This is a genomic window from Arthrobacter ramosus (genome assembly GCF_039535095.1).
Lineage (GTDB): Bacteria > Actinomycetota > Actinomycetes > Actinomycetales > Micrococcaceae > Arthrobacter > Arthrobacter ramosus.
This window is the reverse complement of record NZ_BAAAWN010000001.1, coordinates 988657-1007394: the sequence shown is the minus strand read 5'-3', so window position 1 is coordinate 1007394 and position 18738 is coordinate 988657. Positions and strand designations below refer to the sequence as shown.

The window sequence follows — 18738 nt, the reverse complement described above, 5'->3', positions numbered from 1 at the left end:
CTGGGGAGCTGGAGCCCCAGTTTCGAACGCGGACTTCGGACACGGTGAACGGGGGAACCTTGAACATCAACGCTACCCTTGCTGCGAGCCTCCACCGCCAGCACACCGCCTCCCCGAGTGACTGGGAGACCACCTTCCGCCAAATGGCTCTCTTCGACCTCGCCGCGGACACGGAACTTGGGTTCTTCCTCGCGTACTACCGCAACTTCGCGATCCCAAGCATCGCGGCGACCCTGCACGCGAACGCCGAAATCCAGCAGCGCCCCATGAAGCGCTCTTACGACACGGCCATCGTCATCTATGAGCTCGTCTCCTGCGGTCTGGACAGCGACCGCGGCCGCACCATGGTCGAGTTACTCAACCGTGTTCACCGCAATGTACCCGGAACCAAGGACGACTTCCTCTACGTCCTCCTCACGCTGCTGGTCGTACCGATCCGCTGGATCCAGAAACAGGCCTGGCGCCAACCCACAACAGCTGAGCTCGCGGCCGCCTCGCGCTTTTTCACCGAACTGGGCAGCCGCATGAACATCACCGGCATGCCGGCCACCTACGCGGAAGCCGAGAACTTCTTCGACCGCTACGAGGCCGCCCACGTCGCTCGGTCAGCCGAAGGCCAACTCCTCATGGATAGCACGGTCCAAGTTTTCCAGAGCCGACTGCCAGCGCCTCTGCGCCCTCTCGCCAAGCGTCTCATCAGCACAATGCTCGACGACGGCCGCCTCACCGACGCGCTCTGCCTCCCCCGAGCGGGCCGGATCTCCCGAACCGGCCTCAAAACCGGACTCGCCGCACGCAACGCGATCCGCCGCCGTCGTCCGCTGAAAACCAAACCACATTTCACTCCCGGCGCCGCAGGCTCGCGCCTGTACCCCGGCGGGTATTCCCTGGACCAGATCGGTCCGGTCAACGTTCCGTCCTCCTCTGTCCCGTCCGGCCATGAACTACCGTGAAGCCCGCAAAATAGCGCGGAAAGCAGAACATGCGTTCAGCTTGCCCGATGACGCCACGCTGCAGCTCATCCACGAGAAACTGGAGCGAAAACGCGGCAGGACCATCACGGTAACGGAACTTCCAGAACTAGCTAAAGAAGAACTGTGCGGGGTCTGGCTCATCTGCGAGGACCGGGACGTCGTCCTCCACGCACCGACCAAATCAGACTGGCACCGGCAACAGATCATCCTCCACGAATTCAGCCACATGATCCTCGACCACGATCTTGAAGGCATTAGCAGCGAACTGGTCAAGAGCTTCCTCCCCGACCTCGACCCTGAACGGGTGCTGCGTGCGCTCGCCCGGAGCAGCTACACCGACGACGCAGAGCTTGCCGCCGAAGCTCTCGCCGATCGGCTCGCGACGCGCATCATCAACAGCGACGCCGGTACGCCGCCGGAGCCGTTGGCGTTCCGCAAAGTGTTCGGCTGATGGATTACGTGCCGGCAGCCACTCTCTGGGTATTGACCATCCTCCGGCTGCCCGCAGCGCTCGATCCGCACCGCGGCAGCGTCTTCCGTGCAACCATCCTCGCTGCAATCGCCTGCACCTTGTACATCCCGGCCGTCTATCACGGCGTCGATCCATTGCTCGGCGGCCGGAACCACGTCGGTCTGGTCACCCTTTTGTCTCTGCTCCTGGGATTCTGGCAATTCCGGACGGCCATCCTACTGGCGGCAGTTGAAGACATTGAAGTAAGACGTCGGCAACTCGCCTTCGGCCGGTGGGCTGCGGTCATCGCGTCCTCGGCAGTGACGGCAGGATTTCTCACGAGCCGCGCCGACGTCACTGATCCCAACTTACCTCTGACCTACGGCGACCAAGCAGGGATGGCAGTGTTCCTCTGGAGCGGGTCCGCGTTCATCATGTGGATCTGCCTCGATATCGCACGGGTGTGCCATGACAATGTCCCCAGCATGCGGGCCCGTGCTTTCCGATCTGCCTTCGTCCTTATCGCCATCGGATGCATCCTCTTTGCTCTGGTCCTCGTCGACCGTCTGGTCTATGGAGTCGTCACAAAGATCGATGGCGCTGCCAGCCCATTGGCGGCCGTTCTGACCGTCCTCTACTGGGTGGGCGAAACATTCGCGGTTCTGCTTGTGAGCCTTGGACTGCTTCTCCCCCGGCTCGAAGGCCACCTTAAACACGGGAACTTCCTCCTCCATGTCCGGCTCCTGCTCCTGGAAATCGGGCCGATCTGGAACCGTGTGGCTTTCACCCACCACGACCTGATCCTCGATAAGCGACGGGCCAGCGCGCTCATCGTCCTCAGCCGGCACGCCGAAACACAGCTGCACCGACGCCTGGTTGAAATCCGCGACTGTGAAATGGCTAGCCCAGCGACGGAGTCGCGGCTCGACGCACATGACCGCTCCGTCGTCGAACGCGCCGAATTCGCGCTCGAGAGGCGCTCCGGCGCACGGCTCACACGATAGATTCCTCGGCGATGTAACAAGACGTCCCGGCGTCATGCCGCGCTGCCCCGACCCAGCCATGAAGAGCCAGAAGAATCTTCGCTGTTTGTCATTCTGATGCTCGATCATCGCTGGGCAGGACCTCCGCGCAACCAGGGCGCCTTACGCCGGCCCCGATCCAAAACTTCGCTCGGCGCTCCGCTTATTTCCTCGCGAACTTTTGAATCGTTGCCGGTTCCCCAAGTTGCACTCCGGCCCCTCATGCCCAGCAGCGGTCCCCGTATCAGAACGACGCCGAAACTTAACGGCTAAAGGCCGACGCCGCCTCTGAAGGAGAAAGATCATGGAAACACTCACCATCAAGACCCCTGCCGATGTCCTCAGTTTCATCGGCCACACCCTGGGATTCTGGCCCCAGGAAAGCCTCGTTTGCATCACCCTGGACACCAACCACATCGGCGTGACACTCCGCGTAGACCTCCCCAAGCACGACGGCAGCGAACGCGCCTACGCGCGAACAGTCGCCGGCTATCTCGCCAACGACACCAACGCCACCAGCGCGTTGTTCGCCGTCTACACCTCGGCCCCAACGACAACCGGCCAAGCCAAGCCATACGCAGCAGTCATCGCCGCGCTGACCGGCGCTCTGGCCGAGAGACAGATCACCATCCGCGACGGCCTCCTCGTCGGAGACCAGACCGTCTCACAGTACGACGACGACCCAAACCTCAACTGCGTACTGCCGCTTTCGATGGTCGACTCCAGCGAAATCAACGCCGAACTTGTCTACCGCGGAAGTACGGTCGCACGAACCGGCCGGATCACCCTTCCGGCATCGGCCAAGGAGACAACGACCTTTGATGCCGTAGAGGCCCACATCGAATCGATCGGGAAGTGCCACGACCACAGTGCGATCGAAAAGGCGCGCACACTGTGGGCTGGGATCCTCGAGGCCAAAGCCTACCCGACTGGCGACCAAACCATCGCTTTGATCGCAAACTTCCAGTTCGCAGCCATCCGCGACCAGCTGATGGCAGACATCCCAGGCGTCGACGGCCCCATGGAACAAATCCTGCTCGCCCAAACTCCCGGCAAGCCACAATGGACCCGCGTCGAATGGGCCCAGCAAATACTCCTCCACGCCTACACCTACAGCAGCACCAAACACTCAGCGCCGCTCCTTACCGCTATCGGCTACATCAATTGGTGGGAAGGCCGCGGAAGCAAAGCCCACCAATACATGCAACTCGCCCTGGAAGCCGACCCCGGCTACCGACTGGCCAAACTCAGCGACCAGCTCCTCGGCTCTGGAATGCTCGCCGGCTGGAATATGGACAAAGACACCGCATACCGGAGCCAGGGACTTGGAACGTCGGATTAGCAGCGGCCGCTTTTCGTCAGCACTCAGTGGATGTCGTCGATGCCTGGATTCGGGGCAGAATGGCCCAATCGGGCGCTATGCATGCTAATCATTTTCCATTACCGTTCGTGGTTTCCGGCGGGTAAACGGTGGGCAAATCGCCACTGCCACGCGGCCGTGCCGCGGGATCGTGACGAGCATTGTGGAACCGCCCAAACCTTCTGCTGCCGTATGGTTTTGTGGACAGCTTGCTAGGAGCCCTTCTTCCTTAAACTCGTCCGAGGCAGCGATCTTGAAGGCGACGGCGTTGCCGGCGATCACGTGCTCCAACGGACCACCCTGCTGTCCCGGGAACACCGCCGAGTTGATCTTCCCGGCGATGTCGGCGTCGTTGGAGAGGATGATGCCGGCCGCGCGGACCGGCGAGGGTCTTGTGGCGTCGTGGACGTCGTGACGTGCGCGTGCCGGACCGGGGACGGGCGCAGCCCCGGTGCCACTAGGCTTGCGAAATGTGCCATGTCCACCATCGGGTACGCGCCCACCAGGTCGGCGATCCGGCGGAACTCGGCAAAGTCCAGCCGGCGCGCGTACGCAGACCAATCGGCAACGATGAGCGCCGGCTCGTGCTCCAGGGCAAGGCGCTCCACCTCGATCGGCATCCCGGGGAAGTGCACCTTCGCGGGACGCCGGCGCGAAAGAGGCCGTCATTGAGCTCCTAGCCGGATGTCGGCTACCCATCGAGGGGGAACCGACATTGGTGTTTTGAAAGATTTAAGCGTGGGATCCGGAGTGTTCGCCTTGGACGTCGCGGCGTGCCGCGACGTCGCGGATGTTGCCGCGTGCGAGGAACCAGCCAAGGACCAGCAGCGGGATGATGAGGGCAATGGAGCCGATGGTGTAGGTGCCGACCGGGTAGTCCATGGCCATCAGGACCAGGACGGCAGCGAGGAATACGAGCGTGAGGATGCCTGTCCATGGTGCTCCGAAGAGGCGGAATGTGGGTCGGCGGATCTTTCCTTGGCGGGCCCAGTGCCAGAGCTTCAGCTGGCACAGGACGATCGCGGCCCAGGCTGTGATGAGACAGAGCGAGGAGACATTCAGGACAATCTCGAAGGCCGATTCGGGGACGACGGCGTTTAGCCCGACTCCGAGCAGCGCGATACCGGCGGTCATGAGGATTCCGCCGTAGGGGACGCCTGCTTTGTTCATGCGTCCGGCGAATTTGGGTGCGGATCCGGCGGCTGACAGGGAGCGCATTATCCGGCCGGTGGAGTAGAGGCCTGCGTTGAGTGATGAGAGGGCCGCGGTGAGCACGATGAGGTTCATGATGGCGTCTCCGCCGGTGATCCCGATGGATCCGAAGAACGTCACGAAGGGGCTCTCCCCCGCCTTGTAGGCCGTGTACGGGAGCAGGCACGAGAGCAGCAGGACGGACCCGACGTAGAAGACGCCGATCCGGAAGACCACGGCGTTGATCGCCTTCGGCATGACCTTTTCGGGGTGCTCGGTTTCGCCTGCCGCGGTCCCGACAAGTTCAATGGCGCCGTAGGCGAAGATGACGCCCTGGATCACGACAAGGGCCGGCAGGACACCGTTCGGGAACAGGCCTCCGTTGTCGGAGATGAGGCTGAAGCCGGCAGTGTGTCCGGCGACGGGGGTTCCGAAGGCAACGAAACAGACCCCGACGATGAGGAAGGTGACCAGGGCCAAGACTTTGATTAGGGAGAACCAGAATTCGAGCTCACCGAACACCTTCACTGAGACGAGGTTTAGGCCCAGGACCAGGACCAGTGCAGCGAGGGCGAACAGCCACTGGGGGACGTCCGCGATGCCAGGGACGTATTTCTTGAAGAAGTTCATGTACAGGGCCACGGCTGTGACGTCCACGATGGCGATCATCGACCAGTTCAGCCAGTACAGCCAGCCGACGGTGAACGCGGCTTTCTCGCCGAAGAATTCCCGGGCGTACGAGACAAAGGAACCCGAAGACGGGCGGTGCAGCACCAACTCGCCGAGGGCGCGCAGGATAAGGAAGGCGAAGAAACCGCACACCGCGTAGACGAGGATCAGGCCGGGTCCGGCCGCCGCCAGACGTCCGCCGGCGCCCATGAACAGGCCTGTTCCGATGGCGCCTCCGATCCCGATCATCTGGATCTGCCGGGCACTCAGGCCTTTGTGGTAACCCTCTTCTTCATCTTTGAAGCCGGGGTTTCCGGAGTTGGTGCTCTTGGGGCGGTCTGGTCCGTCGGAGACGGCAGTACTGGATTCGAACATTGAAGTCATGTGTCGGGACTGCTTTCGTGAAAGGGAATCGGGCTCTGTCGATTCGCTGGGAATCAACCACCCGCCGGGCCGCGTCTGTGGCGCCGCTCACTGTCCGCTAAATACTTCCCCAGAAGCCCTCGAAGAAAAAGCGGCTTTTTGTGGCTCATACAGTGAAGGAAAATTGTATATAGCCCGAACGCCCCTCCTCGGGAATGTTAAGAAGAAGTGGAAGGAATTGACCGTTAATCATCGCTTTTTCTTTTAGATCGGTTGTCGGATCATGGACTCATGCCTTCAACTCACACCGCTTACTGGTACGCCAATCCCGATGCCCGGAGGTGGCAGACGGCTCCTCCGGCCTCGGCTCTGTCCTTCCACCGCACCCTGGCCGGTTACTCGGCGACGCCGCTGACCGAGCTTCCTTCCGTGGCGGCCGAACTCAGCGTCGGACGGGTCTTCCTCAAAGACGAATCCAACCGGCTCGGTCTGCCGGCATTCAAGATCCTCGGCGCCTCCTGGGCTGTCTGCCGCGCGCTCTGTGAACGGCAGGGCCTTGACGCCGGCACCATGACCGTCCCGGAGCTCCGCGAACACCTGCCCTCCGGTGCGGATGCCGGGTCACTGCCGGTGCTGGTGACAGCCACTGACGGCAACCATGGCCGCGCCGTGTCGCGGATGGCCGCCCTGCTGGGACTCAGCGCGCGGATATACATCCCGAACGGTCTCAGTGCCGCCGCCGTCGACGCGATCAGGGGCGAAGGCGCCGAGCTGATCGAAGTCGACGCCATCTACGACGATGTCGTGGCCGCCGCCGCAGCGTCCACCGCCGGCAGTAGCCGGGACGTGCTGATCCAGGACACCGCTTGGGCCGGGTACACCGACATTCCCCGTTGGATCGTCGACGGATACACCACGCTTTTCGCTGAGATCGATGAATCATTGGCACAGTCAGGACACGCCGGAGCGGACCTGGTGGCCTGCCCGGTCGGAGTGGGATCCTTGGCCCACGCCATGGTTGATCACTACAGGAACCCCGGCACCAGTGCTCCGTCGCTCCTTAGTGTTGAGCCGGAGACAGCAGCCTGCATCGCCCGTTCTCTACAGGCGGGTGAACCGGTCGTCGTCGATACTTCCTTCCCCACGATCATGTCCGGCCTGAACTGCGGCACGCCCTCGGAACTGGGCTGGCCATCCCTGCTGGCCGGCCTTGACGGCGCCGTCAGCGTGTCCGAGGAAGAATGCCGCCGGGCCGTGCTGGACCTCGGAGACCTGGGCCAGGACGCAGGACCCTGCGGAGCCTCAACGCTTGCAGGCGTCCGGGCCGCCTTGGGCGACGACGAACGACGCCGCCAGCTGGGCATCACCAACGACTCCGTCATTGTGCTCGTCAGCACCGAAGGCCTCGCGGCCAACCCGCTCCGATGAAAGAAGCAATACCGATGAACAACAGCCTCAATACCTCTCCTGAAACCGCACACGCAATAATCGAAGATCCCGCAGCCCTGCTGCAGGACCTCGTGCGCATCGACTCCGTCAATCCCGGACTCGTTCCGGGAGCGGCAGGCGAAGCCGCGATCGCATCCTTCACCGCCTCCTGGCTGGAATCCCGGGGATTCGAGATCACCCGGCTCGAATCCACCCCCGACCGGCCCTCGATCGTTGCGGTAGCCCCGGGAACCGGCAACGGCAAGACCCTGATGTTCAACGGCCACCTCGACACCGTCACCCTCGCCGGATACGACGGCTCGCCCCTGGAACCGAAAATCGAAGACGGGCGCATGTACGGCCGCGGCACCTTCGACATGAAGGCCGGGATTGCCGCGATGATGGTCGCCGCAGCCTCCGCCGCGGCCCGGCCACACCGGGGCGACATCATCGTTGCACTGGTCGCGGATGAGGAGTTCGCCAGCGCCGGGACCGAAGAAGTCCTCCGGCATTTCACAGCAGACGCCGCCGTCATCTCCGAGCCCAGCCACGAGGACATCGTCATCGCACACCGTGGATTCGCCTGGATCGACGTCACTGTCCACGGCGTCGCCGCACATGGCTCCCGCCCGGATCTCGGCATTGACGCGATCGCCAAGGCCGGAAGGTTCCTGACCGGGATCGATGACCTCGCCCGCTCCCTACAACGCGGACCCTCACACTCGATCCTCGGGCGGGGAAGCATCCATGCGTCGCTGATCCGCGGTGGGGAGGAGCTCTCCAGCTATCCCGCACAGTGCACAATTTCGGTGGAGCGCCGGACGGTGCCCGGCGAGTCCGCGGACACCTTCGAGTCCGAACTGGCGGCCATCCTCGACGGGATTGCCGCAACAGATCCCGACTTCCGCTATACCCTCGCACGAGGCCTTGAACGCCACCCGTTCGAGGTTCCGAGCGCGGAGCCGATCGTCCTGTCCGTACTGTCAGCGGCGGAGGCGGTCAACGGAAAGGTTCCAGTGCTGCGCGGCGAACCATTCTGGACTGATGCCGCGCTCATGCTCGAAGCCGGCATTCCCGGACTCCTGTTTGGCGTCGACGGCGGAGGCGCCCACGCCGCAACGGAATGGATCGAACTGGACTCCCTGGACAGGGTCAGCCGCATTCTCGCCCTGACCGCCGTCAACTTCTGCAACTGACACCAAACAAAAAGGAAGACATGACACAGAGCACTGAAACAGCAACTCTCACCCACCATAAGACCCGACAGCGGCTCGCGGAGCTGGGACTGGAACTTCCCGACGTCGCCGGTGCAGTGGCCAGCTATGTGCCCGCGGTCAGGACCGGCAACACCGTGTACACCTCCGGCCAGCTCCCCCTCCGGGACGGGTCCCTCACCGCCACGGGCAAGGTCGGCGCGCAGGTTCCGGCCGACGAGGCCGCCGAACTGGCCGTCACCTGCGTCCTGAACGCACTCGCCGCAGCCGGCACTCACGGTGACCTCGACAGCGCACGCATCCTCAAAGTCGTCGGTTTCGTCGCCTCGGCGCCAGGCTTCAACGGCCAGCCGTCCGTCATCAACGGAGCCAGCAACCTCCTGGTCCAGGTCTTCGGCGACAAGGGCCAGCACGCCCGCTCAGCCGTCGGCGTCACCGAGCTGCCCCTGGACGCCCCCGTCGAAGTGGAACTTATCGTAGAGTTCTCCTGACACCGGCACTCGTTGCTATCGAACGCATGAGATCACCATAAACAGGCAGAGAGAACGAATGTGCTGAACATCGTCCGATTAAGGGTCTTGCGGGAGCTGTACCACCGCAAGACCCTCTCTGCCGTAGCCGAAGCCCTCTCCTACAGCACATCAGCGGTTTCCCAACAGGTCCGTCTTCTCGAAAAGGAAGTCGGCGTACCCTTGGTCGAACCAGCCGGACGGCGCCTGCAGCTCACGCCCCAAGGACTGATCCTCGTCGCCCATGCCGAACAGATCCTGGACCTGCTCGAACGGGCCGAAGCGGACGTCTCCACATCAATGGAACAGCCCCGCGGCACGGTCCGGATTGCGGCGTTCCAGTCCGCGGCCCTCACCATAGTCCCCCAGGCCCTCGAAGAACTCCGCCGCCTCCACCCCCAGCTCACCATTGAATTCGAACAAGGCGAACCGGAGACAACACTGCCCGCCCTCGCCTCATCCGAATACGACCTCGTCATCGCAGAGTCCTACCCCGGCATCCCCATTCCCTCCACGCTAGGAATCACCACGACGACGATCCTGGAAGATCCCCTGTGGCTCACCATGGACGCTGGCCTCGCAGAAACCCTTGACCCGCACAAAGACATGATCAGCCAACTCTCAGACGCCAAATGGGCCGTCGAGGCCGCAGAGTCAGCCCCGAGAACCTGGGTGACCAACCAATGCAGGAAGGCCGGCTTCGACCCACAGGTCGTCTGCGCTTCCGAGGACGTCCTTGTCCACCTGCGATTCGTCGAAGCCGGCCTCGCTGTGGCCGTGCTACCCGGCCTGGCCCTCGCAGGAGCCGCACCCAACGTCCGCAAATACCCCACCGCCCCCGGCATGCAGAGCAGAACGATTCTACTCGCCGGCCGCGACGCGTCGATGAAACGCCCTGCCATCATCGCCGTATCCACAGCCCTCCAGCACGCCGCCAAGGCCTATCCCTCAGGCCTCGTCACCCCAGAGACAAGCCTTCACCCTCCCGAGTGACCGAAAGCCTCCGGATTTGTCCCTCACGATGAACCACGACCGGAGAATAAGACGACATGCCCTTCGCTTTCGTTATAGGGCGCAACTGCTCAAATTGTCTCGCAAAAGCGTTGAAGACAGTCAACGACGTGGCAGGTAGAAAGACACGGCAGCGAGAGACTTAAGGCCTAGCAGGGTCAACAAAGGACGACGTCTCACCGGGTCGCCTCCCAAGCCTCGGATTGCGAGACCGTATTCGTGGATCAGAGCCTGAGCTCTTGAATCGACCGGCCCACTTTTATTCTTCAGGCCATTGCGGCCGACAGCGGATGACGCGACCGGTTGGAATGGCACCACAGCTTGTCGTTGCAAACAACAGGAATCGCCAGACCCCTCTGCTCCTGGATCCATCGCCTTGCTTGTCCTCGCCTTCCCAGTGGCCCATTCAACCACCTTCGATGCCGCACGTCTTGCCCCGCCAGCACCTTCTCGCCAACGATACGAATGCCACAAGTGTCCTCTTTGCCGTCTACACGTCGACTGCAACAACAGCCGGCCACGCCCAGCCTCATGCGGCAGTGATCGCCGCCCTGACCGGTGCACTCGCCGAACGGCACATCACCATAAAGAACGGCCTCCCCGTCGGCTACGACACAGTCTCATCGTACGACGACGATCCCACCCTCGACTGCGCCCTGCCCCTGCCGATGATCGACTCCAGCGAAATCAACGCCGAACTTGTCTACCGCGGCAGCGCGATCGCACCAACCGCCCCGAATCACACTGCCAGCGTCAACAAAAGACACAACGACCTTTGATGCCGCGGAGGCTCACATCGAATCGATCGCGCGGCGCCACGACCACACTGCAATCGAGAAGGCGCGCACGCTCTGGGCGGGCATTCTCGAGGCCAAAACCTACCCGGCCGACGATCAGATCATCACTTTGATTGCAAACTTCCAGTTCGCAGCCATCCGCGACCAACTAATGGCAGACATCCCAAGGCGTCGACGGCTCGATCGAACAGATCCTGCTGGCCCAAACTCCCGGCAGGCCGCAATGGACCCGCGTCGAGGTTCGGCTGGGGTGTCCCAGTCCAGTGTTTTGCGTGGTCGTCCGTTGAGTTCTTGGGCGACGTGTTCGGGGTCCTCGGGCCCGTAGGCGTTCAGGTCGGCGACTTTCGGGAAGTATTGGCGTAACAGCCCGTTTGTATTCTCGCTTTATGCCTGAATGCCCAGCGTTGCCTGGAATATGGCGATTTTCTCGCGGATTCTAGGGGTTTTTGCAACCAACGACAGGCGATGAATAGTTGTTGGTTGTTGCTGATTGAGGTGAGTTAAAGGTGAGTCGGTTGCAATCACCACAAGGCCTGTACCGGGACAGCGCTCCCCGCGGGCGCCCCAACTATTCGCCAGGCTGATAGCTGACATCCAAAAGGTCGCCTTCCTCAGATACATGCGCTGAGTCACAGTTATTGGGAGGCCTTTCGCAACACCTGCCTGGCCAATAGTTAGTAGAAGGAATTCAGCGTGGAAACTCCCCTTTCCCATCTTGCCCACCTCGAAATTACCAGCCCCGATGTCGAGGCTTCTGCCCGGTTTTACGAGGAGAAGTTCGGTATGCGGATCATCGGCCGGGTGGATGGCAATGTCTACCTGCGGTGCTGGGGCGATTACTACCGGTACAGCCTTGTTGTGACCCATGGCGAGGAAGCGAGCCTTGGCCGGATGGCCTGGCGCACCACCAGCCAGGCAGCACTCGAAGCTGCCGCTGCCCGCATCGAAGCCAACGGCGTCCAGGGAACGTGGACCGCTGGCGGGCACGGTTACGGCAAGGCCTACGAGTTCACCGGCCCTTACGGCCACCATATGCGTCTCTTTTTCGACGTCGAAAGGTTTGTGGCCGAGCCCGAATTCGCGTCGATCTACCCTGACCGCCCGGAAAAGCGCTCCAGCCACGCAGCCGCTCCTCGCTTCCTGGACCACGTCACGGTGGCCTCATCCGACGTCAGAGGGTTCGCCAAGTGGTACAACGAAGCCCTCGGTTTCCGTGTCATGGCCTTCGTGGACCTGGATGAAGCGCCGATCACGGTCTTTTCCGTGCTGACCACGAACGAGAAGTCACACGACCTCGGCGTGGTTCTGGATACGTCGAGCCGTCCCGGCCGCGTCAACCATATTGCCTTCTGGGTGGACGCCACGGAAGATCTCCTGCGCACGGCGGACGTCATGATGGAAAACGACACCCCGATGGAATACGGACCCTCAATACACGGTGTCGGCGAGCAGAACTTCCTCTATTTCCGCGAGCCCTCCGGCCTGCGCATTGAGCTGAACTCCGGTGGTTACCGCAACTACGTCCCGGACTGGGAAGCAAACACGTGGAAGCCCTCCGAGGGTTCGAACAACTTCTACAAGAACGGTGCCATGCCGCACTCGATGACAGAGTCCTTCCCCCGGCCGAGGGTTTCACTGCTACCGAAGAAGGCGCCTCACCCGAGATGAAGGACGTCCTTCTGAACCCGTACGCAAAGCAGGGACGAGGCTAGCGACCATGGCACAGCCAACATATGCGCTGATCCGTTTCCAGGAGGTTGGCGCGGCCAAAGTGCAGACCGGCCTTCTGGTGGGAGACCGCGTCCTGGCCTTGGGGGAGGACATCAATACGCTGATCCGGCACTGGGACACCACGGAGGGGCAGTTGGATGCCCTCGCGGCCTCCGTCGATGGGCTAACCGGCCTCGCAGTGTCCGACGTAGAGGTCCTCGCCCCGGTGGAACCCGTCCAGGTGCTCCAGGCAGGCGCCAACTACCGTAAACACGTAATCGACCTCGCCGCTGCGCATCGTGGGCCCGGCGAGGATGAAGCAGAAGTTCGCGCCAAAACGGCGGCCATGATGGACGCCCGCGCCGGCGAGGGGACGCCGTATTTCTTTATCGGGCTTCCCACCGCCATCGCCTCGGCAACGGATGATCTCGTTCTGCCGGCCTACTCCAACTCCCATGACTGGGAGCTGGAACTGGCGGCCGTCATCGGCAAGGAGGCCTTCCGCGTCAGCCCGGAAGAAGCGCTCGAGCATGTCTTCGGCTACACGATGGTCAACGACATCACCACCCGAGAGTACGTCTTCCGCAAGGACATGCCTGAGATTGGCACAGACTGGTACCGCGCCAAGAACGCCCCGGGATTCCTGCCTACCGGTCCGCTTCTGCTACCTGCGAAGTTCTTCGGCAACCCCCAAGACGTCCAGGTGACCTTGAAGCTCAACGGCAAAGCCATGCAGGACGAGTCCACGCATGACATGATCTTCGGCGTGGCCAAGCTGGTCAGCGAAGCCTCCCAGATCATCCCGCTGCGCCCCGGCGACCTGGTCCTGACCGGCAGCCCCGCCGGGAACGGCGCCCACTGGGGCAGGCTGCTTAAGGACGGCGACGTCATGGAAGGAACCATCACCGGCCTGGGCACCCAGCTCATACACTGCAAGGACGAGGAACCGACCGAAAGCGGCCAGCAGTGACCAGCCAAACCGGGAGGGCAACGTCCCTCATCAACCGCGCGGACGCCATGGGCAGCATCGCTGCCATGGCCGAGGCGCACAACAACTGGGGACGCTGGGGCGACGACGACGTTCTGGGCACGCTCAATTTCATCGACGCCGCCAAGCGTGTGGAGGCCGCCTCCCTGGTGCGCACCGGGGAAGCGTTCTCCCTCTCCCAGCCGTTCGACACCAACGGCCCGCAGAAGGGCTGGCGCCGCCGTACCAACCCCGTGCACACCATGACGGACACGGGAGTCGATGCCGAACGCGGCAACCAGGGTTTCCCGCATGGCTTCGGCGGTGCCGACGACGTAATAGCCATGCCGCTGCAATGCTCCACACAATGGGATGGCCTGGGCCATATCTTCGACCGTGCCAAGGCGTGGAACGGCCGGGCCGCCGGGGACGTCGTCACCTCCGAAGGGGATTTGGTCACAGGTATCGAAACTGCGTCGGCGAAGATCATCAGCCGCGGAGTGCTGCTGGACGTGGGAAGGGCACTCGGCCCGGAACTCGGGCTGGCCGACGGCGAACTGCCGGACGGATTCGCCATCACCGTGGAGCACCTCGAACGCACCATTGAACTGCAAGGGCCCAGTTCCCGTGTGGGACACGGGGACATCGTGGTGGTACGCACCGGCCAGTACACCCGTGTACGGCGCGACGGCTGGGGCGACTATGCCGGAGGGTCCGCTCCGGGCCTGTCGTTCGGCACTGCTCCGTGGCTGCACCGCAGCGAAATCGCCGGCATCGCCACCGACACGTGGGGCTTCGAAGTACGGCCCAACGAATTCGACGCCGCTTTCCAACCGCTGCACCAGATCGCCATCCCGAACCTTGGACTGTTCCTGGGCGAGATGTGGGACCCGGACGGCCTCGCCGTAGCCTGCGCAGAGGACGGCAGGTATGACTTCCTGCTGACCGCGGCACCGCTTCCCATCACCGGAGCGGTAGGCTCCCCGGTGAACCCGATCGCATTGAGGTAGCAGGCCCGCGGCGGCATCGTCGCATCATCAACACATTCCGCCGTCACTACAAAGGAGTTCCAGATGGCAGCAGTACAGAAAGTCGGAATCGTCGGAGCGGGAGCCGCGGGACTGACCGCAGCCATCCTGCTGGCAGATGCCGGCGTCGAGGTAGAGATCCTGGAAAGGGCCGACGAACCGCAGACCCTTGGTTCGGGGATCACCCTGCAGGGGAACGCCCTGCGGATCTTCCGGCAGCTCGGTGTCTGGGACCGGATCGAGGAAAAAGGTTTCGCTTTCAGCACGCTGGGCCTGCGCGCCCCCGACCCGGAGGGAACCGTCCTTGCCGTGCTCGAGGACATCCGGACCGGCGGCGACGACCTGCCGGCCACTCTCGGGATGTACCGCCCCGAGCTCACCGCCATCCTCCGGGAACGCGCCTTGCAGGCGGGGGCGGCCATCAGCTACGGCAAGACCGTCTCGGGTGTGACGGACGTCGGCGGTTCCGTCACCGTCCACACGGCCGACGGCGCCAGCCACGGCTACGACCTCCTCATCGGTGCGGACGGACTGCACTCGGCGGTCCGCCGCGGGATCGGCATCAACGTCGAGCCTGTTGCCACCGGCATGGGGATCTGGCGTGCCTTCGTGGAACGGCCCGAGGACGTGGTCCGCACCGACCTCACCTACGGCGGCCCGTGCTACATCGCCGGCTATTGCCCCACCGGCCCGGACACTATCTACGCCTACCTCGTGGAGAAAGCGCAGGAACGCAACCAGGAGGACGGTCCCAAGATCATGTCCCGGCTCGCCGCAGCCTACGGCGGGCCCTGGAACGAGATCCGGGCCAACCTGGACCACAGCGCCCGCGTCAACTACACCAAGTTCACCACCCACCTGGTGGATGGCCCCTGGAACCGCGGCCGCACGGTAATCATCGGCGATGCCGCGCATAGCTGCCCGCCCACCGTGGCGCAAGGGGCAGCGATGGCAGTGGAGGACGCGGCCGTCCTCGCCGAGCTGCTGACCACCCGGGACGAACTGACCGAGACGCTTTGGAAAGAGTTCTCCGACCGCCGCTTGGACCGCGCCCGGGCCGTGGTCCAGGCCTCTGTCCAGCTGGGGCAGTGGATGCTCGACGGCGTCCGGGACGCCGATGTGCCCGGTTTGATGCACTCCCTGTCCATGATGTTGAAGGAAAAAGCATGAGCGCACAATCTTCAGCCACAGCGGTGGTGGACGTCCACGCCCACGCCTTGCTGCCTGGACTGCAGCAGCTCGTGGCCGACGACGACCCGGCCGGGTTCGCGGCACAGCAGGAGCTTGAGGTGCGCCGCAACGGGGGCCCCTCCATGGCTGCTTCCGGGAAGATGATCAAGGAACGCTGGCCGCAGCTGACGGACCTCGACCGCCGCCTTGCCGACATGGACGCCGCCGGAGTCGACGTCCAGCTCGTTTCGCCCTCGCCCTCGCATTTTTACTACTTCGCCGGCGAACAGCTCTCCCTCAAACTGGCACGCCGGGCAAACAGGTCCATCCGTGCCCTCGTGGACCAGGCACCGGACCGACTCAACGGACTGGGCCTTGTCCCGCTCCAGCACCCGAAGCTCATGGTGGAAGCCATGGAGGATGCCGTGCTGGGGTGCGGGCTCGCGGGCGTGGAGATCGGATCCTTCGCCGCCACTCCCGGCGACGCCGAACGACCCACAGTGGAACTCTCCGACCCGCGACTCGAAGCCTTCTGGACCAGGGCGGAAGAACTGAAGGCGATCGTGTTCCTCCACCCCTTTGGCTGCTCGCTGGACGAGCGCCTGGACCGGTTCTACCTCGCCAACACCGTCTCCCAACCGGCCGAAAACGCGGTGGCGTTGTCCCACCTGATCTTCAGCGGTGTCCTCGACCGGCACCCGGACCTGACGGTCATCGCAGCGCACGGCGGCGGATACCTGCCCACCAAACTCGGCAGGTCCGACCACGCCTGGAAGGTCCGGCCGGAAGCACGCACCTGCGCCGAACCGCCGTCGTCGTACCTGAAGAGGCTGCATTTTGATTCCCTTGTGCACAGCCCCGACGAGCTCCGGGCGCTGGTGGCCGCCGCCGGAGCGGACCGGGTCCTGCTGGGCTCGGACTACCCCTTCGACATGGGCGTGAATGATCCCGTCGCGGCCCTTGCCGCCGCGGCCCTCCCCGCGGATGCTGCGGCGAAAATACGGGCCGGCAACGCCGCAAGACTTGGCATCGCCGCTGCCGCCCTGACCGCCCGCCCCATCGCCTAAGGAACACCTCCATGGTCAAGATCGCACGCTGGAACCACGACGGCCGAACCTATTCAGGGTTCGTTTCCGGCGATTCCTGCCATGCCCTGCCTCAAGGACAGACAGTGAACGGCCTGCTTGAATCCGGCCTCGAGGCCACCCTCCGGCTGGCCGAACAGACCCTCCGGCAGTCCACGCCGACGCCGCTTGCCGACGTCGAACTGCTGGCCCCACTGGTCCCGGCCACCATACGGGACTTTGTGGCGTTCGAAGAGCACGTCGAAGGTGTCCGCAAAAGCATCGACGGCGCGGCCGGGGTGGTTCCGGAATGGTACGAGGCACCCACGTTCTACTTCACCAACCCGCACACAGCGCGGGCAACCGGCGAGGTCATCGGGGTTCCGGCCGGCTGCAACGAACTGGACTTCGAAACAGAAGTCGCCGCCGTCGTCGGTCATGTTCCCGGAAGCAACGGGAGCAACCTCTCCGCCGCCCAGGCACACCGGCACATCTTCGGATACACCGTGCTCAATGACTGGTCGGCCCGGGACGTGCAGCGGCGCGAGATGAAGGTGGGTTTAGGGCCGTGCAAGGGCAAGGATTTCGCCAGCACGCTGGGCCCGTGGATTGTGACGGCAGACGAGTTTGGGCACCAGCACGACGACGAGGGGTTCCTGCCGCTGTCCATGACCGTGGAAGTGAACGGGGTCATCATCGGGCAGGACCTGCTCTCTAACATGGCCTGGCCTTTCGCTGAACTCGTCGCGTACGCCTCGCAGGACTCAGTGGTCCGTCCGGGCGACGTGCTTGGCTCCGGAACCTGCGGGAGTGGCTGCCTCGCCGAGCTGTGGGGACGGACCGGCTCAAAGACACCACCGCCGCTGAGGACCGGCGACGCGGTCCGGATGTCGGTGGAAGGAATCGGGACCATCGAAAATACCGTAGGCGAACGGCGGGACGCCATGACCCGGGTCCCCGCCAAACCACGGGCACGTGCCAGGACCGCCCAGCCAGCCTCCAGGGGACTCTAGATGGTATCCCTCCGGCTCCAAGGCAGCACCGTGGTGGTCACCGGGGCCGGCCAAGGCCAGGGAGCCGCCGAAGCGCGGCTCCTTGTCGACGCCGGGGCACGCGTCATCGCTACTGATCTGGCAGCAGAAATGCCTGCCGGGCTGGCCTCGGTGGCAGCTCCCTGCTCTTCGGACGGCGCAGGCCTGCTCTACCGGCAGCTTGACGTCACCGACCCTTCAGCCTGGGCAGCCTTGGGGAACTGGGTTGGGTCTCAGGGCTGGCGCCTGGATGGCCTCGTCAACAACGCGGGCATCACTCAGCGCAGCCGGCTCATGGATGCCTCGGTGGCAGACCTTCACCAGGTGTACGACGTAAACGTCGCCGGATCGCTGCTGGGCATCCAGGCCCTCGCCCCGTACATGCGCGCCGGCGCGTCGATCGTGAATGTAGGATCCGTGGCGGGCCTTAGCGCGCACTATCCTGTGGCCTACACCGCGAGCAAATGGGCCCTGCGTGGCCTCTCGCAGGTGGCGGCCATGGAGCTGGGTCCTCGCGGGATCCGCGTGAACACCGTCCATCCCGGCTTCATTGAAACGCCCATGACGGCCGGCGCCAAGCCAGAGTTCAGGCAGGCCACGCTGGCCGAGACCCCGCTGGGCCGCACCGGAAGCGTTGATGAAGTGGCTGGCGTCGTGCTGTTCCTGCTCAGCCCCCTGTCCTCATTCGTCACGGGCGCCGAGATCCCCGTGGACGGCGGCCAGACTGGCCACGGCGGGGCCAAGTCGGTCTCTGACTCCATGCGCTAACGCGGCTTCAC

The 18738-nt window shown here is 63.7% G+C and carries 17 protein-coding genes and 3 pseudogenes; 16 read left to right on the top strand and 4 right to left on the bottom strand.

All coding sequences use genetic code 11. The features are described 5' to 3' along the window. The first annotated feature begins 59 nt into the window (after window positions 1-59). The 4 genes from ABD742_RS04810 to ABD742_RS04795 all read left to right on the top strand — a co-directional run bounded on the left by ABD742_RS04810 (window position 60) and on the right by ABD742_RS04795 (window position 3789). Window positions 60-953 carry an oxygenase MpaB family protein gene (locus ABD742_RS04810; RefSeq protein ID WP_234748561.1) on the top strand — a complete coding sequence of 298 codons (894 nt, stop codon included), beginning with the start codon at window positions 60-62 and terminating at the stop codon, window positions 951-953. Between the two features lie 40 nt (window positions 954-993). Further along, window positions 994-1425, top strand: coding sequence for a hypothetical protein (locus ABD742_RS04805; protein ID WP_344787301.1), 432 nt, complete (start codon window positions 994-996; stop codon window positions 1423-1425). Beyond that, the gene (locus tag ABD742_RS04800) at window positions 1425-2429 is read left to right on the top strand and encodes a hypothetical protein (protein WP_234748563.1); all 1005 of its coding nucleotides are present in this window, start codon (window positions 1425-1427) and stop codon (window positions 2427-2429) included. The genes ABD742_RS04805 and ABD742_RS04800 overlap by 1 nt, the downstream gene beginning before the upstream one ends. Window positions 2430-2751: 322 nt before the next feature. Further along, window positions 2752-3789: a DUF4192 domain-containing protein gene (locus tag ABD742_RS04795; RefSeq protein ID WP_234748564.1), complete on the top strand. Its 1038-nt coding sequence runs from the start codon at window positions 2752-2754 to the stop codon at window positions 3787-3789. 243 nt (window positions 3790-4032) lie between these two features. On the opposite strand, the pseudogene ABD742_RS04790 reads toward ABD742_RS04795, so the two are convergent. Further along, a pseudogene (locus ABD742_RS04790) lies at window positions 4033-4418 on the bottom strand (serine hydroxymethyltransferase); the annotation flags it as partial. 121 nt (window positions 4419-4539) lie between these two features. Then, window positions 4540-6051 carry an amino acid permease gene (locus ABD742_RS04785; RefSeq protein WP_234748565.1) on the bottom strand — a complete coding sequence of 504 codons (1512 nt, stop codon included), beginning with the start codon at window positions 6049-6051 and terminating at the stop codon, window positions 4540-4542. Window positions 6052-6321: 270 nt separating this feature from the next. On the opposite strand from ABD742_RS04785, the gene ABD742_RS04780 reads away from it, so the two are divergent. The 5 genes from ABD742_RS04780 (at window position 6322) to ABD742_RS04760 (ending at window position 10971) form a co-directional block, all read left to right on the top strand. Beyond that, window positions 6322-7458, top strand: a complete 1137-nt coding sequence (locus tag ABD742_RS04780; RefSeq protein ID WP_234748566.1) for a diaminopropionate ammonia-lyase — start codon at window positions 6322-6324, stop codon at window positions 7456-7458. A gap of 14 nt (window positions 7459-7472) precedes the next feature. Continuing rightward, the gene (locus ABD742_RS04775) at window positions 7473-8654 is read left to right on the top strand and encodes an ArgE/DapE family deacylase (RefSeq protein ID WP_344787297.1); all 1182 of its coding nucleotides are present in this window, start codon (window positions 7473-7475) and stop codon (window positions 8652-8654) included. A gap of 20 nt (window positions 8655-8674) precedes the next feature. After that, window positions 8675-9163 carry a RidA family protein gene (locus ABD742_RS04770; RefSeq protein WP_234748568.1) on the top strand — a complete coding sequence of 163 codons (489 nt, stop codon included), beginning with the start codon at window positions 8675-8677 and terminating at the stop codon, window positions 9161-9163. Window positions 9164-9223: 60 nt separating this feature from the next. Continuing rightward, window positions 9224-10174 carry a LysR family transcriptional regulator gene (locus ABD742_RS04765; protein WP_234748569.1) on the top strand — a complete coding sequence of 317 codons (951 nt, stop codon included), beginning with the start codon at window positions 9224-9226 and terminating at the stop codon, window positions 10172-10174. Between the two features lie 437 nt (window positions 10175-10611). Then, on the top strand, window positions 10612-10971 hold the full coding sequence (locus tag ABD742_RS04760; protein WP_234748570.1) for a hypothetical protein: 360 nt from the start codon (window positions 10612-10614) through the stop codon (window positions 10969-10971). 258 nt (window positions 10972-11229) lie between these two features. Here the strand turns inward: ABD742_RS04760 and ABD742_RS04755 are convergent. Then, window positions 11230-11373 (bottom strand): annotated as a pseudogene (locus ABD742_RS04755) (IS30 family transposase); the annotation flags it as partial. Continuing rightward, a complete protein-coding gene (locus ABD742_RS04750) occupies window positions 11374-11583 on the bottom strand; it encodes a hypothetical protein (protein WP_234748571.1) in 210 nt (69 codons plus the stop codon). Between the two features lie 99 nt (window positions 11584-11682). On the opposite strand from ABD742_RS04750, the pseudogene ABD742_RS04745 reads away from it, so the two are divergent. The 7 genes and pseudogenes from ABD742_RS04745 (at window position 11683) to ABD742_RS04715 (ending at window position 18727) form a co-directional block, all read left to right on the top strand. Next, window positions 11683-12701: pseudogene (locus ABD742_RS04745) on the top strand (VOC family protein). Between the two features lie 5 nt (window positions 12702-12706). Next, on the top strand, window positions 12707-13669 hold the full coding sequence (locus ABD742_RS04740; protein ID WP_234748573.1) for a fumarylacetoacetate hydrolase family protein: 963 nt from the start codon (window positions 12707-12709) through the stop codon (window positions 13667-13669). Window positions 13670-13716: 47 nt separating this feature from the next. Further along, window positions 13717-14676, top strand: coding sequence for a cyclase family protein (locus ABD742_RS04735; RefSeq protein WP_234748654.1), 960 nt, complete (start codon window positions 13717-13719; stop codon window positions 14674-14676). Window positions 14677-14739: 63 nt separating this feature from the next. After that, a complete protein-coding gene (locus ABD742_RS04730) occupies window positions 14740-15864 on the top strand; it encodes an FAD-dependent monooxygenase (protein ID WP_234748574.1) in 1125 nt (374 codons plus the stop codon). Beyond that, complete coding sequence (locus ABD742_RS04725) at window positions 15861-16931, top strand: amidohydrolase family protein (protein ID WP_234748575.1); 1071 nt, start codon at window positions 15861-15863, stop codon at window positions 16929-16931. The genes ABD742_RS04730 and ABD742_RS04725 overlap by 4 nt, the downstream gene beginning before the upstream one ends. An 11-nt stretch (window positions 16932-16942) precedes the next feature. Beyond that, window positions 16943-17941, top strand: coding sequence for a fumarylacetoacetate hydrolase family protein (locus ABD742_RS04720; RefSeq protein WP_234748576.1), 999 nt, complete (start codon window positions 16943-16945; stop codon window positions 17939-17941). Then, window positions 17942-18727, top strand: coding sequence for an SDR family NAD(P)-dependent oxidoreductase (locus ABD742_RS04715; protein ID WP_234748577.1), 786 nt, complete (start codon window positions 17942-17944; stop codon window positions 18725-18727). Window positions 18728-18738 lie beyond the last annotated feature (11 nt).

Bases quoted from the DNA above. Each gene is read 5' to 3' on its own strand.
- ABD742_RS04715 (WP_234748577.1), top strand. From the start codon at position 17,942: ATGGTATCCCTCCGGCTCCAAGGCAGCACCGTGGTGGTCACCGGGGCC.
- ABD742_RS04725 (WP_234748575.1), top strand. From the start codon at position 15,861: ATGAGCGCACAATCTTCAGCCACAGCGGTGGTGGACGTCCACGCCCAC.
- ABD742_RS04775 (WP_344787297.1), top strand. From the start codon at position 7,473: ATGAACAACAGCCTCAATACCTCTCCTGAAACCGCACACGCAATAATC.
- ABD742_RS04730 (WP_234748574.1), top strand. From the start codon at position 14,740: ATGGCAGCAGTACAGAAAGTCGGAATCGTCGGAGCGGGAGCCGCGGGA.
- ABD742_RS04780 (WP_234748566.1), top strand. From the start codon at position 6,322: ATGCCTTCAACTCACACCGCTTACTGGTACGCCAATCCCGATGCCCGG.
- ABD742_RS04795 (WP_234748564.1), top strand. From the start codon at position 2,752: ATGGAAACACTCACCATCAAGACCCCTGCCGATGTCCTCAGTTTCATC.
- ABD742_RS04750 (WP_234748571.1), bottom strand. From the start codon at position 11,583: ATGTCAGCTATCAGCCTGGCGAATAGTTGGGGCGCCCGCGGGGAGCGC.
- ABD742_RS04760 (WP_234748570.1), top strand. From the start codon at position 10,612: ATGCCGCACGTCTTGCCCCGCCAGCACCTTCTCGCCAACGATACGAAT.
- ABD742_RS04735 (WP_234748654.1), top strand. From the start codon at position 13,717: ATGGGCAGCATCGCTGCCATGGCCGAGGCGCACAACAACTGGGGACGC.
- ABD742_RS04785 (WP_234748565.1), bottom strand. From the start codon at position 6,051: ATGACTTCAATGTTCGAATCCAGTACTGCCGTCTCCGACGGACCAGAC.
- ABD742_RS04770 (WP_234748568.1), top strand. From the start codon at position 8,675: ATGACACAGAGCACTGAAACAGCAACTCTCACCCACCATAAGACCCGA.
- ABD742_RS04740 (WP_234748573.1), top strand. From the start codon at position 12,707: ATGGCACAGCCAACATATGCGCTGATCCGTTTCCAGGAGGTTGGCGCG.
- ABD742_RS04800 (WP_234748563.1), top strand. From the start codon at position 1,425: ATGGATTACGTGCCGGCAGCCACTCTCTGGGTATTGACCATCCTCCGG.
- ABD742_RS04720 (WP_234748576.1), top strand. From the start codon at position 16,943: ATGGTCAAGATCGCACGCTGGAACCACGACGGCCGAACCTATTCAGGG.